Source organism: Bradyrhizobium sp. BR14999 (assembly GCF_056106085.1).
The window spans coordinates 4,647,692-4,662,616 of record NZ_CM148536.1 but is presented as its reverse complement, the minus strand read 5'-3'; the positions used below and the strand labels follow the sequence as shown (position 1 = coordinate 4,662,616).

Below are 14,925 nucleotides of genomic sequence, written 5' to 3'. Positions count from 1 at the left end.
GGAATGCCGATCTACTCGTTATCCGCAGCCGCGGGCGCAGCCGCCGCGGCGGGCGGCGGCGCAAGCGGAACCGGCGCGGCAGCTGGGGCACGCGCAGCCTTCGGCGCCGGCGGCTTCTTGGCGGCGGGCGCCGCGGGAACTGCGGCCTGCGCCGAGGTCGCGGCCGGCGCGCGCGGCGCGGGCGCTGCTGCCGTGTTTGCAGCGGGTGCCGCCGGGCGCGTCGTCGCTGTGGGCTCCGGATTCATGATGCTGACCGGCGGCGTCGATGAGGCGCTCGGGAACTCGGCATTGGTCGGCTTGCCCGTCGGCATCGACGGCGGCAACCCGGCAAGCGCAGCGCTGGCCGGCAGCCCCGGCGCCGTTGCGGGCGCGTTCCAGGTCGGCGCATAGCGCGCGACCAGCGTATCGTAGAGATGGGAATTCATGTTGGCAGCGACCTGCTGCTGGTCGGTCAGCGAGCGGAACGCCGCGCAATCGAACTGCGTGCAGCCGTCGCGCGCGACCAGCACATGCGCAACGAGGCCGTAGCGATCACGCTCCAGCGATTTGCGCAGCACCTTCATGTCCAGGGTCAGGCTCCTCTCGGCCGTGGCGGCGTCGCCGAGCGCGGTCAGCCGGTCGATCCTGGCGGCGGTGTAGGAGACGGCCGCAGCGGCCGCGTCAGGCGCGCCGAACAGCGCCTTCTCGCAACCAACGGCCACGGCATCGCCGGCGAGATCGTCGAGACAGGACAGCGCCGGCAAGCTCGCCGTCACCGTTCCTTGCGCGCGCGCCTCGACCGGGGTGGCCTGCCCCTCAGGACCATAGACGCGCATGGTGGCCGCTCCGGCGATCGCGATGGATAGCAGCGTAATCACGGTCAGCGCGCCATTGGCGACCGACCGGTCGGCGCGCTGCAGGGTGATGAGGAGGATCAGCCCGAAGAATCCAGCAGCCACCAGCGTCATCCACATCGGGAAGGCCGGCGAGTGCCAGATTTGGTCGAGCGAAGTGGCCCATGCCCAGTTCATGCGCGACGTCCCCTCACGCGAGCAAAGAGCGGATGGTCAAAGCGAGCACCGCGAGTCGGCAACTGCCCCCGCCCACCTTGGGAAGGTGAAGCGGGCCTTTTGACGGCGACAGGACACAACTTCCCGGGAGGCGCCTATGCGCAGGTAGCGTCGGGCCTTCAGGAGAGCGCGAGCTGGCTTTCCTTGGCGACGCGCTCGAAGGCTTCGGTCGAGCTCTTGATCCGGTACTGGCAGTCGTCGCCTTCGGTCGGCAGCAGACGGATGACCTCATACGCGCCGCTGGCAGCCGGACGCGCGACGTTGCTGGCCGTGAACAAGACGCGCGTTCCCACGGGGAATTTGTGCTTCAACACCCTCTCCATTACTCAAACAGCGCCTGCCTCGCCCAGTGTCCCACTGCGATGGCCGGCCGGAAACCCGGGCCGTCGTATAGCACGAGCCCCGCCGGTTTGGCCAGCGCAAACCGGCATGGCAATCGCGCAAATTCTGCCGCTATTTCATAACGATAGCGGGACAAACTGCAGGCCCGATGACACCTTGGGAGCCGCCCGTTCACGCGGCGTGTCGCGGTTGGTGTCGCAGCTCCCCCCTTGCGCCATGGCCGCGGGTCCATTGCGGCCTGACCGCCACCGGCCCGCGGGCCGATGAGCGAAGCCGCCAGACCAGCGATCAGGCGTCCTCGAACTTCTCGATGCGAAGCGTTTCGGCGAGCCCGTCCCGGGTCCATTCCTGGAACGCCGGGAGCGCCAGCATCGTGTCCATGTAGGTCTTGGTCTCGGGCGTGACCTCGATCGCATAGGTGCGGAAGCGGTGCACGACCGGTGCGTACATCGCATCCGCCGCACCGAAGCGGCCGAACAGGAACGGTCCCTTGGCGCCGTAACGCGTGCGGCACTCGCGCCAGATCTCCTGCACGCGCGCGATATTGGCCTTGGCGTCCGCCGACAGCGTCACGGGACGCACGGGACGATGCAGGTTCATGCCGCATTCGTTGCGCAAGGCCATGAAGCCGGAATGCATCTCGGCGCACACCGAACGGGCATAAGCGCGCGCGGCGACATCATCGGGCCACAGCTTTTTCTCCGGGTAGCGCTCGGCGATGTATTCGATGATGCTGAGCGAATCCCACACCGTGATGTCGCCATCGACCAGCACCGGCACCTTGCCGGCGCGGCTGAAGGACAGGATCTGCTCCTTGTCGGCGGGATTGTCGGTGTAGAGCGGGATGAGCGTCTCCACGAACGGGATGTCGTTGGCGCGCAGTGCGAGCCAGGGCCGCATCGACCATGACGAGTAGTTCTTGTTGCCGATCGCGAGTTTCAGCGCAGCCATGTCATCAATCCTTCCCGAGACGTCCAGAAGCGAGCTGCTTTTAACGCCATCGCCTGCCGCCAATCAATCGTTGCCGCGCCTCGCCATGCGTGGCAATCGTTGCCGCCCGCGAGGAGACGGACATGAGCAGGCACTGGGTCGACATCACCGCCGTCGGCTTCTTCATCATCGAATGGCTGGCCTACGCGCTGACGCTGGAGCATTCGGCCTATGGCCGCGACAGCCTGTCGGCGCGCATGAACCGCTATCGCGAGGTCTGGGTCCGCCAGCTGCTCGACCGCGACACGCGCATGGTCGACATGCAGATCATGGCCTCGCTCCAGAACGGCACCGCCTTCTTCGCCTCCACCAGCCTGTTCGCGCTCGGCGGCGCGCTGGCGCTTCTGCACGCCACCAACGATGCCATCACCATCCTGAGCAAGCTCCCGATCGACCTCAGCCCCTCGCCCGCACTGTGGGAGCTGAAATGCGTCGGCCTCGTGCTGATCTGCGTCTACGCCTTCTTCAAGTTCGCCTGGGCCTATCGCCTGTTCAACTACGTCGCGATCCTGTTCGGCGGCATGCCGCCGGCCTCCCAGCGCGACACGGCGGAGGCGGAAGCCCATGTCATCCGCACCTCGCGCCTGTTCGAATCCGCCGGCCGCCATTTCAACCGCGGCCAACGCGCCTTCTTCTTCGCGCTCGGCTATCTCGGCTGGTTCGTCAGTCCCTGGCTGCTGTTCGTGACCACGGCGGCCGTGGTGGTCGTGACCTGGCGACGGCAGTTCGCGTCCAGCGCCTGGGCGGCGATGGCGCCGGAGGTGGTGGCTGATGGCGAGGAGAAGAAGCGCGGTCATTGAGGCGTCAGCGCCGGTGCGGTGAAGTGCAGCCCACGCTTTCTCCACATCGTCATTGCGAGCGCAGCGAAGCAATCCGGAGTCTTTCCGCGGCAAGACTCTGGATTGCTTCGTCGCAAGGGCTCCTCGCAATGACGGAGCAAGGGGCACTGCCGTCGTCCTCCAAATGCCACTGTCATTCCCCGCGAAGGCGGGGAATCCAGCACGCCGCGGCCACTCGGTTCAATCACTGCCGCCTCGGAGTACTGGATCGCCCGCCTTCGCGGGCGATGACAGCGCGCGTGGTTGGTCGCAGACACACGTCCGCCTTCTCGCGGCGCGTTTCGCCCGAGCTTCACTCCACCCTCTAAAGCCAAGAGGGCGATCGGCATAGAGGCGTGGAGTTTGGCTCCACGTCCCCTGCCACACCACCCGGCATGCGGGTCCGCACCGGGCGGTTCGATGGGTTGAGGTTAGCTTGCGAGGGAGGGGACTCCCAGCCGTCTGAAGCGTTCATTTGGCAACGCTTTGTTGAGCGCCACCTTCGAGGTGCGCCACCAGCGCCGTCTGTTGATGGCCACTCGCCTGGCTTCGTCGGGATGTACGCCGCGCGCGATCAATTCGCGGTAGACGACATGCCCGTTCTTCCAGTGCTTGAGCTGAACCGCCCGCAGACGATGCCGGATCCACCCGTCGATGTCGGCAAAGACGCCGGGCGTCTCTGCAAGGCGGAAGTACCCCTTCCACCCTGTCAGATACTTGCCGAGCGGCTTGCACATTTGTGCGAGACTGCGTCCGGCACTGCGCCGGGTCATGTCGCGCACGCGCTCTTTCATGCGTTCGATGGCCTGTGGTGCGACGCGCCGCCTGATCGTCCGTCCCGCAGCCACCCAAAAGGAGAAGCCGAGGAACTTCGATGCCGTGGCGCGTCGTACCTTGCTCTTGGTTTCGTTGACGCGGAGCTTCAGCTTCCCGAACAGCTTGCGCAGTGAGGTCATCACCCGCTCGCCCGAACGCTGCGTCCGAACGTAGACGTTCAGATCGTCGGCGTAGCGGACGAAGGCATGCCCGCGCCGCTCCAGCTCCTTGTCGATTTCGTCCAACAGCACGTTGGCCAATAGCGGAGACAGCGGACCGCCTTGCGGCGTCCCCTCACCCCGCTCGATCACCACCCCGTCTGCGAGCACGCCCGCATTGAGGTAGCGGCGGATCAGCCGCAGCACCCGACGGTCCGCGATCCGTTTGGCCAGCCTTCCCATCAGGATGTCGTGGTTGACCCGGTCGAAGAACTTCTCCAGGTCGATATCCACCACGAAGCTGCGGCCTTCCTGCACATAGGCTTGCGCGCGACGCACCGCGTCGTGCGCACTCCGTCCGGGCCGGAAGCCATAGCTTGCATCCGAGAAGGTTGGGTCGAACTGCGGTTGCAGAACCTGCAGCAGGGCCTGCTGGATGAACCGGTCGAGCACGGTGGGGATGCCGAGCTCGCGCTCGCCCCCGCCGGGCTTCGGGATCGCCACCCGCTTCACTGGCTGCGGCTGGTACTGCCCCGCGAGCAATTTCTCGCGCAGGAGCGGCCAGTGCACGCGCAGATGGTTAGGTAGCTCCTCCACCGTCATCCCGTCGATGCCGGGACTGCCCGCATTCTGCCGAACACGCTTCAGTGCGGCCTGAAGGTTCTGGCGTTCACACACCTTCTCCATCAGATCGCTGCTTCCTGGGCGCTCGTCTCCACTTCCAGTCAGGGGCGCTTCCACGCGCCCGGCCGGCCGCTGCGGCTTCACCGCAGCGGTCGATCGTGCGTCCGGGGCTTCCGGCTTCTGTGGCATAATTCCCCCGAGGTTTGTGGGCGTTTCGCCCTTCCCATCGTTCGGCCCTTCACGGCTTTAAGCCGCTACTACGGCCTCTGCTGACTTCTCGCTCCGAAGGCCTTGCAACCCTCGTCACCCTTTCAGGTGCAAGCGAGATCTCCCCGGGTAAGACCTTCGACCTTCGCTGCACGACCGCCGGATCTACGTCGCCTGCCTTGATCACAACGGCTTTGCGGCTCCTGGCCCGCTCGCCCTGCTCGGCTCCGCCTCATATCCGATTTCTGTTCGTCGGCCCGCAGCTTCGCTCCCCGCTTCCTTCACGCCGGCCTCGCGGTCCGACACTCTGCGGTTCACTTCGCTCGCTGTGATCAGCTCACGGAAGGACTTTCACCTCCAAGTCGAAGCCCATGCCGGGCACACCAGGGAAGGCCGGGTGCCGGCCGGCACCCGCGGTCCGCTGCGCGAAAAGCACACGCAGAGAAGACCGCACAGCAGCATACAGGTGAAGCCCAACGCACGGCCTTCCCTGCGCGGTGGTTTGACGGCTTATGCCGCGCTCTCCTGGGAGCCGAATTCCTTCTGGCCTCCCTCACTCCAGCGAAAGTCGCCGGCACCCGCGCCGGTTGACGCCAATGCCGCATCCGCCAGGGCTTGACCGTAGCAACGACGGCCAGGACCACACGGTTTTGCCGTACGCGCGGTTCGCCTGCGCCACAGGGTTCGACGGCGTTGTGCACGTTGCCATCGAAATGCTGGCGCGACGAACCTGACAGCGTCGTTCGTCCGCGCGAAGCCTAGGGCTCACGGAGAGCAATCCGCCCTGCCCCTAGCCTCTTGCGCCCGACGCTGCCGCGTCCACCGCTCCCCGGCTCTGCGATCATCACGACATATGATCGCCCCTCAAGGGTGAGCCGGGATGAGCGACACATACGCCAATTCCGAATTTCGGTAAAGCGGAATATTTTTGCGAGCTGGGATTGACTGAGGGGCGACACAGCAAAATCCCGCATCCCGGATGGAGCGCCAGCGTAATCCGGGACGATGCGAGATGCCGGGCGCTCCGTCCGGGCTACACGACCACACGCTACGACCCGAAGTCCTTTGGGCTGAACGGCAAATCCAACACCTTCCATTCCCCGTACAAGGCGGCCGGCAGCATCTTGTAGGGCTGGCAGTTCTGGAGCGCGCTCATTGCGGACTTCACCAGGGCGACGCCCTTCGCGGATGGCGGGGCCGCCATCAGGATCGGCTCGCGCGCCAGTGTGCCGTCGGCGGCGAGCACCGTACGCAGCTTGATGTGGATGTTGTCGGTCGGCGCGACCCCGGCCGGCAGCTTGGCGCAGCTTTTCAGGTGCCGACGTAGCTCGGCGATGACCTCCGGTGGCAGCTTGGCGGCGATCGAATCCTTGGCGTCGCCGCCGTCGTCTTTGGGGGTATCCTTCGGCAGCTCCGTCGGCAATTCAGGCGGCAGGCCCAGCATGACGCCGTATTTGACGGTGACGTCAGGCTCCGGCGCCTGATAGGCCGGCGGCGGCGCGGCCTGGGGCTGCTGCATCGCCTGTGGCAGCGATTGCGGCATCGGTTGAGGCTGGGCTTGCGGCGGAGGCTGTTGCGGCTGTGCGTTGGCCTCGCGCGGCTTCGGTGAAGGCGAAGGCTGCTGTTGCGGGGAGCGTTGCGGCTCGGGCGAAGCTTGCGGTGATGGCGATGGCGCGGCCTGCTGCTTGGCCGCCGCATCCGACTTGTCGGTGAAATCCAGCTTCGGCAGTTTCAGGTCGGGCGTCGGCTCCGGCGGCTTCTCCGTGGCCGCCTCTTTCGTCTCCTGCTCCTTGATCTCTTCCTTCACCTGCTCCGGCGTGACGATGTCGACCGAAACAGTCTCGGGCGCCGCGGCATGGAACGGATGGACCTCGCTGATCAGGATGATCAGCGCCACCAGCGTCAGATGCGCGATCGCCGACGCCGCGACCTCCGTCCGTATGATCTTCCGCAGTTCCATCGACTGATCTTGGGTTGCCGTCGCGGTCCTAGCATACCCCAGGCCCCCCTCAATCCCATTTCGGCGCGAAGCCGAAATCGGTCAGGCGGCCCTTGGGATGGGCCAGCGCGGCGATCCGGCTCATCTCGTCCTCCGACAGCTCGAAATCGAAGATCTCGATGTTTTCCGACAGGCGCTCGACGCGCGAGGTGCGCGGGATCGCAGCGACATTCTGCTGCACCAACCAGCGCAGGCACACCTGTGCCGGCGTCTTGCGATGGGCGCGGCCGATCTCCGCGAGCGTCTGGTCGGTCTTGATGCGACCCTTGGCGATGGGACTGTAGGCGACGAGGGCAAGACCATGCTGGTCGCAAGCCGCCCTCACCTTCGCCTGGTCGAGATAAGGGTGATATTCGACCTGGTTGCAGGCGAGCGGCTCGGGCGATAACGCCACCGCCTGCTCGATCAGCGCCACCGTGAAATTGGAAACGCCGATATGGCGGGTCAGGCCCATCGTCTTCGCATGCGACAGCGCTCCAAGCGTCTCCGCCAGCGGCACGTGCGAATTCGGCCAGTGCAGCAGCAACAGGTCGACGGAGGGAAGCCGCAGGCGGGCGAGGCTCTCCTTGACCGAGCGCTCGAGATCGTGGGGCGCGAAATGGTTGGTCCAGACTTTCGTGGTGAGGAAGATGTCGTCGCGGCGCACGCCCGAGGACCGCAAGCCGTCGCCAACCTCGCGCTCGTTGTCATAGACCTGCGCGGTGTCGATGTGGCGATAGCCGAGCCGCAGCGCCTGCTCGACCACGCGCGCGGCCGGCCGGCCATCCAATTCCCAGGTGCCGAGCCCGATCGCCGGGATCCTTGCACCATTGGCCTCGACGAACAGCATGAGGAATCCTCTCTGTTGCGGCAGCCCCAAATCATCCAGGCGTCATTATGGACCCGGCCCATGTCACTGCCAACGCAAGCCCGCGGCAGTTCGGCCGGATATTCAGGGCAATGCTAACGTGAGGTTCGCGTCGAGCTCTTGGCGCCAGGCCTTGGCCGTCAGATCTTGGTCGTCAGACCTTGGCGAGCGCCTGGAACACCGTATCCGGTGCATGCGCGATCACGGCGAGCAGCGCGCGGGCCGGTCCCCGCGGGGCGCGCTTGCCCTGCTCCCAATTGCGGATGGTCTCGACGGGGACGCCGAGCTTGGCGGCGAACTCCATCTGGGTGAGACGGGCGCGGCGGCGCAAATCGCGCACCGCGAGCGGGCCGGTGTCGCCCGACGCGGCATTGGCCGCCGGCCGGACCGGAAATTCCTGCCCGTCCCGCAATTCGACGATCCGCCCGTCCGCCTTCAGCCGCAACCGCATGCTCATTCCCCCAAGCACGGACGATGATGCGGCAGGTCGCTTAAGTTCGGATTAAAGATACCGAGGTCTCGTGCCCCGGACGCGGCGCGCCCGGGACAGGGAGTGAGGAGCCCCCGTGCCCACCCCGTCATTGCGAGGAGCTCTTGCGACGAAGCAATCCAGACTGCCACCGCGGAGGGTTTCTGGATTGCTTCGCTGCGCTCGCAATGACGGGGAGAGAGCGCGGCGCCTCAAACTACCTCCTACTTCAACCCGAACCAGAGCGTCGCAATACCGAGGAAGGAGAAGAAGCCGACGACGTCGGTCACGGTGGTGACGAAGGTGCCGGACGCCACCGCCGGGTCTGCCCTGACACGGTCGAGCGCCATCGGGATCAGGATGCCGCCAAGCGCGCCGGCGACGAGATTGCAGATGATGGCAAGCCCGATGACGATGCCGAGGCCCGGGATCTTGAACCAGGCCACGGCCGCGATCCCCGTGATCACGGCGAAGGCGAGACCGTTGACGAGGCCAACCAAGCTCTCGCGGATCACGACGCGCCAGGCGTTGAAGGAGCCGAGCTCGCGGGTCGCGAGCGCCCGCACCGCCACCGTCATGGTCTGGGTCGCGGCATTGCCGCCCTGGCTCGCCACAATCGGTGCCAGCACGGCGAGCGCGACCATCTTCTCGAGCTGGCCTTCGAACAGGCCGAGCACGGAGGACGCCAGGAACGCAGTGGCAAGGTTGACGAGCAGCCAGTTGAAGCGGCCGCGGGCGATGGTGAGAAACGTGTCCGACAGCTCTTCGTCGCTGGTGACGCCGCCGAGCGCCTTGAGGTCCTCGTCAGCCTCCTCCTCGATGACGTCGACGACGTCGTCGACGGTGATGACGCCGACCAGGCGGTCCTGGGTGTCGAGCACGGGCGCTGCGACGAGATTGTACTTGCCGAACATGCGCGCCACCTCCTCCTGGTCCTCCAGGACGGAAACGCGGCGGCGGTCCTCGTCGGTCAGCTCGGTGAGCGGCACCGGGCGGCGTGCGCGCAGCAGCACGTCGAGCGGCACCGCGCCCTGCCAGTGCTGGTCCTTGTCGACGACGTAGATCTCGTAGAAGCGGTCGGGCAGGTCCGGCGTCTCGCGCATGTAGTCGATCGCCTGGCCCACGGTGAAGTCCTGGGGCACCGCGATGAACTCTGTCTGCATCCGGCGGCCGGCGGAATTTTCCGGATAGAGCAGGCTGCGCTCGAGCGCGACGCGCTCGCGCAGCGGCAGCTTCTCGAGAATTTCCTCCTGATCCTCGGCGTCGAGGGTCTCCAGCAGCTCAACCGCGTCGTCGGATTCGAGCTCGCGGACACCTTCTGCGACCGTCTCCGGCGGCAGTTCCTCGAGGATCTCCTCGCGCACGGCCTCGTCGACCTCGTTCAGCGCGGAGAAGTCGAAGTCGCGCCCGGTCAGCTCGACCAGGCGGACGCGGTCGTCGGGCTGCAATGCACCGATCAGGTCGCCGAGGTCGGCCTCATGCAGCTCGGCGACGATCGCGCGCAGCTGTGCGGAGTCTGCGGCCTCGATCGCATGCGCGATCTCCTCGACGAATTCGTGCCGAATTTCGCCGTCTTCATTGCGCATCGGCACGTGCTCGAGTACCGAATCCGCAGCGGGAGGGGCAACGTCCATTTGTTCATCCATGGCGCGCCTCGCCGTTTGACAGGTTGGATCAGATGGTCTGGGCTGACGGCTCAGGCAATACCCACAAGCGAACTTCGAGCGCAATGACAAAGATGCATCGGCCGGAATGGACCTCGATGGCGCTGGGCGCGGTGCTGGCCGGCCTCGTCGGCGCGACCTCGCCGGAAGCCGCCGAGTGCCCGCGCAAGGACGCGCTCGGCACTTCGCGCGTTCTGAGCGTCGACGCCAAGACTACCCCGCGCGTCGGCCTGAAGAGCTTTCCGCAGACGCTGCCGCTCGCCGATCGCGAGGTCGTGCTGACCTTCGATGACGGCCCACATCCGCCGACCACCTCGAAGGTGCTGGCGGCGCTGGCGCAGGAATGCGTGCGTGCGACCTTCTTCCTGATCGGCCTGCACGCCTCCCAGCATCCAGACATGGTCAAGCGCATCGCCAGCGAGGGCCACACCATCGGCCATCACACCTTCTCGCACCCGTTCATGGCGCGGCTTCCGCTCGACAAGGCGAAGAGCGAGATCGACCGCGGCATCGCGGCCGACGAGATGGCGCTGCACGGGGTGTCGACCACGACGCCCTCGACGCCGTTCTTCCGCTTCCCCTATTTCGAGGCAACACCGGGACAGCTCGACCTGCTCCAGGCGCGCGGCATCGTCGTGTTCGGGGCTGACCTCTGGGCCAGCGACTGGAACGAGATGACGCCGGAGCAGGAATTGAAGCTCGTCACCGAGCGCCTTGCCGCCAGCGGCAAGGGCATCATCCTCTTCCACGACCCCAAGGCGCGCACGGCCGCGATCATGCCGGCCTTCCTGCGGTATCTGAGGGAGAATGGCTATCGGGTGGTTCACATCGCGCCGGCCGGCCCCGCGCAGAAGCATGCCGACGCGCATTGATGCCGGAATGTCACGCCGGCGCAAAATGGGGTGATTTAGGCCCTGTTAACACTCTGTTCATGCTAGCCCATGCAAATGGTCGGGGGACCTGTCATGGGAAAGGGTTCTTTGCGCCTGAACCGGTTTCCAGAAGTCTCCGACCTATTAAGGCGGCCATCGCATATGGGGGCAGACGAAGGTTCATGATCGGAAGTAGCGTTGTTTCGCGGACGCGATCGTGGAGCGCCCTTGGCCTGTTGTTGGGATTGCTGACCACCGCTTCGCCGGCGGCGCTCGCAGCCGACTGTCCCGGCCATCCGGACGCGCTCGGGACCTCCCGCACCCTCGTGGTCGATCCGCGCGAGCATCCGCTGGTCGGCACCATGCAATATCGCGAGACGCTGCCGCTGAAGGACCATGAAGTGGTCCTGACCTTCGACGACGGTCCGCTGCCGAAATATTCCAACCAGGTGCTCCAGATCCTCGCCGGCGAGTGCATCAAGGCGACCTTCTTCATCATCGGCAACCAGGCCAAGGCCAATCCGGAAGGGGTGCGCAAGCTGGTGGCGGCGGGCCACACCGTCGGCACCCATAGCATGGACCATCCGCTGACGTTCGACCGGATGCCGATCGAGAAGGCCGAGGCCGAGATCAACGGCGGCATCGAATGGACCTCGGCCGCGATGACCGATCCGTCCAAGCTCGCGCCATTCTTCCGCATTCCCGGCCTGATGCGCGCCGAAGGCGTCGAGAACCATCTGATCTCGCGCGGCATCCAGGTCTGGAGCGCCGATTTCCCCGCCGACGATTGGCGCCATGTCTCGTCCGACCGGGTCTATCAGCTCGCGATCCAGCGGCTGGAGGCCAAGGGCAAGGGCATCCTGCTGCTGCACGACATCCAGGCCCGCACGGTGGCGGCGCTGCCGAAGATCATCCGCGACCTCAAGGCGCGCGGCTATCGCATCGTCCATGTGGTGCCTGCGACCGCCGACCGGCCGGCCACACCGACGACGCCAGTGGAATGGCTGCTGCATCCTCCGACCGAGACGACGCCGATCGCGCGCTGGCCGCGCGTGCCGAATTTCGTGTTCGCGCAGGCCGGGACGCTGCCGGCGCCCGCTGTTGCCGACCTCAATGCGCAGACCGAGCATCAGCCGCTGCTGCCGCGCCGGACCATGGCGCTGGCGAATGTCGCGGCCACCCTGCCCGTGCCGGACCGCGACCTGTTTGCGATTCCCGAGGGCTCGGTCGAGGTGCTGCTGTCGACGACCGCCTCACGGCGCGCCGCGACGCGGCTGGCCATGGCAGCCGAGAGGCCTCATGCGGCCAAGGGCAAGGCAGCCAAATCGCCGGGACGGCGGACGGCACATGCCGCGCATGGCACACCGAAGCACGCTGCGCAGGCCAGCAGCCCGGCGCCCAAGCCCGCCGCGCCGCGTCCGACCGGGGTCGCCAGCCTGAAGAAGCGCGCTTAAAGCCCTACTGCCGCATGATCGCGGCGACGCAGAGCAGCACGATCAGCGCCAGGAAGAACAGGTCCATATAGGACTTGAGCTCGCCGTCGCGCCGCAGCCGCGCAACGTCGGCGACGACCTGCTTGCGCGCCGAGGTTCCGCCCGAACCATCATTGATCGGGGCCTGAAGCCGCCGCGTCTCGGCCTCCAGCTTCTCGATCTTCTGGAAGAAATAGAACGCGCGCAGCGTCGAGGCTGCGCGCATGGCGGCATAGACCAGCACCAGGATCGCCAGGATCGCCCGGTTCGGGTACTTCTCCATGAAGTTCAGGCTGAAATAGACCACCGCCATGAACGCGAAATTGGTGATGAAGCGGTAGACGAAGCTAAGAAAAACCATGCTGGCTCGAGCCTTGAAGGGGTAGCGCAACCGGATCGTCGCGCCTACGGGATCAGGGGCCAGACCGGAGCAGCCGGCCTGGATGCCGTGCAGGCCCGTCTACGCCAAGTTTGTTTCAACAAAGATACTTTCGCCCCGCAACTCGCCGCCTTTTAGCCACACGCGGCCATATTGCAAACCGGAGCACGCCGTCGCCCCATTCCCGCGCCGCTTGCCCGCAACGGCTCAATGGCGATTTGGCGAAAGTCGCGATAGACTATCGACCGCCGCCACATGTGGGGTCTGCCGATGCCGAAGAAGGGAATCACGGGCCACGACGATTGGGTTCTGACCGAGGCGCTTGCGACCGCGCTGGTCGCGCTGGAGCAGCTCGAGCCAAAGCACCGGCCGAACGCGCATATGGACGACATCCGCAAGATGCTCTCGAACGGCAAGGAGCCGGCGGCGGTGAGTTTGCACCTGGCCCAGGCCAAATGCCGCCTGTTTCCCGACCTCGATCCGCTGGAGATCTACCGGGAATACGGTATCGGGGAGGAATACGGCTAAACGGCCGGTCGACGACCGAGCTAAGGGCCGCCGGCCACTGATCCCGCGATCACCATGACCAGGGCGCCAAGGTCGACCTTGCCGTTGACGGTCAGCTCGTCCGAGCGTTTCACATCGTCCGAGCCTTGAACCTTGAGCGCTTGGGGCCGGTCGGCGGCTTGTCTTTGCAGCTCGCCGATGATGGCTTCCTTGAGTTTCTCTTCCAGCATGGGCTTTGTCCTTTCAGGCCGCCATCGCGCGGCAGGATTGGGCGCACGAGCGGCACATCGCGACGCATTCGTCCATGCCGCCGATCCGCTCGCAATCCTCGGCGCATTCGGCGCAGATTTCGGCGCATTCGCCGCAGGTGTGCTTGTGATGCGGCGTGTTGATCAGCATGAAATGCGCGGCCGTCCGGCACATCTCGGCGCAGGCCATCATCAGGCGGAAGTGCTTCGGCTCGACGTGCTTGCCGGCGGTCTCGAGGCAGTGGTTCATCGCGGTGCCGAGGCAAATCTGGTAGCAGCTCATGCAGAGCCCGATGCAGCGCGTCATGTCTTCGGACTGAGCGGGGCAACGCGCTTCGTTCCAGGTTCCGGTCGCCGCGCTGTGTCATTTGGGGTTTGGGTCCGCAAGACCGGCACCGGGCTCCTCGAGCCGCCCGCCCCGCGCCAGCCGGACCGCGTTGCCGAGCGCGCGCGCTGCATTCTGCACCTGCTGCTGGAATTCGTCGTCTTCATCGAGCTCGCGGTGCGAGGTGGCGTATGGCTCCATGTAGCCGACATAGCCGTCGAGCTCGGCGAAGCGGCCCGCCGAGGTCAGCTGCATGTCTGTCAGCCAGTCGGACAAGGCGCGGCGGACGTCCTCGGCGCCAACCGCATCGCCGTGAACGACGATGCCGAAATGACGGCCGGCGAGATGACGCGGATAAGACCAGCCCTTCAGCTCCATCGCCTTGGCTTCGGCGGCCTTCTTGCCGTGGGTCGAGCTCGGATCGGGATTGCCGCCGTCGGCGCAGACCATGCGGTCCATCATCGCCTTGAGCCCGGCCGGCACGTGATACCAGTTCACCGGCGCCACGATCAGGATGCCGTGTGCAGCGACCCAGAGCGGGTAGATCTCGTTCATCCAATCGCCGGTCTGCCCCAGCGAATAGTTCGGATAGCAGCTGCACGGCCAGTGACAGAGCGGCATCGCGGTCGCAACGCAGGATTTGCAGGGATGGATATTCTTGCCGAATTCCGAGGCGAGCCGTGACAGATCGAGAATGTCGACGGCAAATCCCATCTCGATGAAGACCGGCTCGGCCAGCTTGACCAGGCGCCAGGTCTTGGACATCTCACCAGGACAGGTGTGCTCGCTGCGGGCCGAGCCGTTGATGATCAGGATCCGCGGCGTCTCGGCGGCATCGTCATGCCGACGCTGCGCCGCAAGCACGGCGGCGCGCGCCTCCAGCCAATCGACGGCGATGTCGTAATCGGGATCGGCGAAGCCCGCGCCCGCCTTGCGCGTCAGCGGCGCCTTGCGCGAATGGCTGTAGGCGTCCCAGGCGGCACCGACGACGGCATCGAGCTCGCGTTGCAGCGGGGCAAAGGCGGGATCGACGAACTGGCTCCGGTAACGCCGCTCGAACTCCTCGCGCGACAGCCTGACGGGCGGCATCCCCTTGCGAATGTCGGCGTCCATCATGCTGGCTCCTGGCGAAGTCGGTA

Annotated in this window: 16 protein-coding genes; 4 read left to right on the top strand and 12 right to left on the bottom strand. The window is 66.0% G+C overall.

Going from position 1 to position 14,925, the window contains the following annotated elements; all coding sequences use genetic code 11:
* Positions 1 to 11 precede the first annotated feature (11 nt).
* The 3 genes from ACR9YP_RS21630 to ACR9YP_RS21620 all read right to left on the bottom strand — a co-directional run bounded on the left by ACR9YP_RS21630 (position 12) and on the right by ACR9YP_RS21620 (position 2,342).
* Positions 12 to 1,010, bottom strand: coding sequence for a hypothetical protein (locus tag ACR9YP_RS21630; RefSeq protein ID WP_438107738.1), 999 nt, complete (start codon positions 1,008 to 1,010; stop codon positions 12 to 14).
* Between the two features lie 158 nt (positions 1,011 to 1,168).
* Positions 1,169 to 1,372 (bottom strand): hypothetical protein, encoded by a 204-nt coding sequence (locus tag ACR9YP_RS21625; RefSeq protein WP_085969273.1) that lies wholly within the window; start codon positions 1,370 to 1,372, stop codon positions 1,169 to 1,171.
* A 307-nt stretch (positions 1,373 to 1,679) separates the two neighbouring features.
* Entirely contained in the window at positions 1,680 to 2,342 is a 663-nt protein-coding gene (locus ACR9YP_RS21620) for a glutathione S-transferase family protein (protein WP_370985809.1), read from the bottom strand.
* A 122-nt stretch (positions 2,343 to 2,464) separates the two neighbouring features.
* Here ACR9YP_RS21620 and ACR9YP_RS21615 point away from each other — a divergent pair, with 122 nt between their 5' ends.
* Positions 2,465 to 3,181, top strand: a complete 717-nt coding sequence (locus ACR9YP_RS21615) for a DUF599 domain-containing protein (RefSeq protein WP_474217018.1) — start codon at positions 2,465 to 2,467, stop codon at positions 3,179 to 3,181.
* A gap of 449 nt (positions 3,182 to 3,630) precedes the next feature.
* Here ACR9YP_RS21615 and ltrA read toward each other — a convergent pair whose 3' ends face one another.
* The 5 genes from ltrA to mgtE form a co-directional block, all read right to left on the bottom strand.
* Positions 3,631 to 4,986 carry a group II intron reverse transcriptase/maturase gene (gene ltrA / locus ACR9YP_RS21610; protein WP_474217016.1) on the bottom strand — a complete coding sequence of 452 codons (1,356 nt, stop codon included), beginning with the start codon at positions 4,984 to 4,986 and terminating at the stop codon, positions 3,631 to 3,633.
* A gap of 1,066 nt (positions 4,987 to 6,052) precedes the next feature.
* On the bottom strand, positions 6,053 to 6,964 hold the full coding sequence (locus ACR9YP_RS21605) for a hypothetical protein (RefSeq protein WP_438107723.1): 912 nt from the start codon (positions 6,962 to 6,964) through the stop codon (positions 6,053 to 6,055).
* A 49-nt stretch (positions 6,965 to 7,013) separates the two neighbouring features.
* Positions 7,014 to 7,832 (bottom strand): aldo/keto reductase, encoded by an 819-nt coding sequence (locus ACR9YP_RS21600; protein ID WP_128933273.1) that lies wholly within the window; start codon positions 7,830 to 7,832, stop codon positions 7,014 to 7,016.
* A 172-nt stretch (positions 7,833 to 8,004) separates the two neighbouring features.
* Positions 8,005 to 8,307 carry a helix-turn-helix domain-containing protein gene (locus ACR9YP_RS21595; protein WP_091889582.1) on the bottom strand — a complete coding sequence of 101 codons (303 nt, stop codon included), beginning with the start codon at positions 8,305 to 8,307 and terminating at the stop codon, positions 8,005 to 8,007.
* Between the two features lie 236 nt (positions 8,308 to 8,543).
* Positions 8,544 to 9,965 carry a magnesium transporter gene (mgtE, locus tag ACR9YP_RS21590; RefSeq protein ID WP_091889584.1) on the bottom strand — a complete coding sequence of 474 codons (1,422 nt, stop codon included), beginning with the start codon at positions 9,963 to 9,965 and terminating at the stop codon, positions 8,544 to 8,546.
* 116 nt (positions 9,966 to 10,081) lie between these two features.
* On the opposite strand from mgtE, the gene ACR9YP_RS21585 reads away from it, so the two are divergent.
* Together ACR9YP_RS21585 and ACR9YP_RS21580 are read left to right on the top strand one after the other, a co-directional pair.
* Positions 10,082 to 10,855 (top strand): polysaccharide deacetylase family protein, encoded by a 774-nt coding sequence (locus tag ACR9YP_RS21585; RefSeq protein ID WP_438110702.1) that lies wholly within the window; start codon positions 10,082 to 10,084, stop codon positions 10,853 to 10,855.
* A gap of 182 nt (positions 10,856 to 11,037) precedes the next feature.
* Positions 11,038 to 12,309 carry a polysaccharide deacetylase family protein gene (locus ACR9YP_RS21580; protein WP_474217015.1) on the top strand — a complete coding sequence of 424 codons (1,272 nt, stop codon included), beginning with the start codon at positions 11,038 to 11,040 and terminating at the stop codon, positions 12,307 to 12,309.
* Positions 12,310 to 12,313: 4 nt separating this feature from the next.
* Here the strand turns inward: ACR9YP_RS21580 and ACR9YP_RS21575 are convergent, their stop codons facing one another.
* Complete coding sequence (locus ACR9YP_RS21575; protein WP_091889588.1) at positions 12,314 to 12,688, bottom strand: hypothetical protein; 375 nt, start codon at positions 12,686 to 12,688, stop codon at positions 12,314 to 12,316.
* A 288-nt stretch (positions 12,689 to 12,976) separates the two neighbouring features.
* On the opposite strand from ACR9YP_RS21575, the gene ACR9YP_RS21570 reads away from it, so the two are divergent.
* Entirely contained in the window at positions 12,977 to 13,234 is a 258-nt protein-coding gene (locus ACR9YP_RS21570) for a hypothetical protein (protein WP_212092892.1), read from the top strand.
* A 20-nt stretch (positions 13,235 to 13,254) separates the two neighbouring features.
* On the opposite strand, the gene ACR9YP_RS21565 is transcribed toward ACR9YP_RS21570, so the two are convergent.
* From ACR9YP_RS21565 to ACR9YP_RS21555, 3 genes are read right to left on the bottom strand one after another with little or no spacing between them, the layout of a single operon-like run.
* A complete protein-coding gene (locus tag ACR9YP_RS21565; RefSeq protein WP_438107721.1) occupies positions 13,255 to 13,443 on the bottom strand; it encodes a hypothetical protein in 189 nt (62 codons plus the stop codon).
* 13 nt (positions 13,444 to 13,456) lie between these two features.
* Positions 13,457 to 13,768 (bottom strand): four-helix bundle copper-binding protein, encoded by a 312-nt coding sequence (locus tag ACR9YP_RS21560; RefSeq protein WP_474217014.1) that lies wholly within the window; start codon positions 13,766 to 13,768, stop codon positions 13,457 to 13,459.
* 57 nt (positions 13,769 to 13,825) lie between these two features.
* The gene (locus ACR9YP_RS21555) at positions 13,826 to 14,902 is read right to left on the bottom strand and encodes a flavodoxin family protein (protein WP_438107719.1); all 1,077 of its coding nucleotides are present in this window, start codon (positions 14,900 to 14,902) and stop codon (positions 13,826 to 13,828) included.
* Between the last annotated feature and the right edge of the window lie 23 nt (positions 14,903 to 14,925).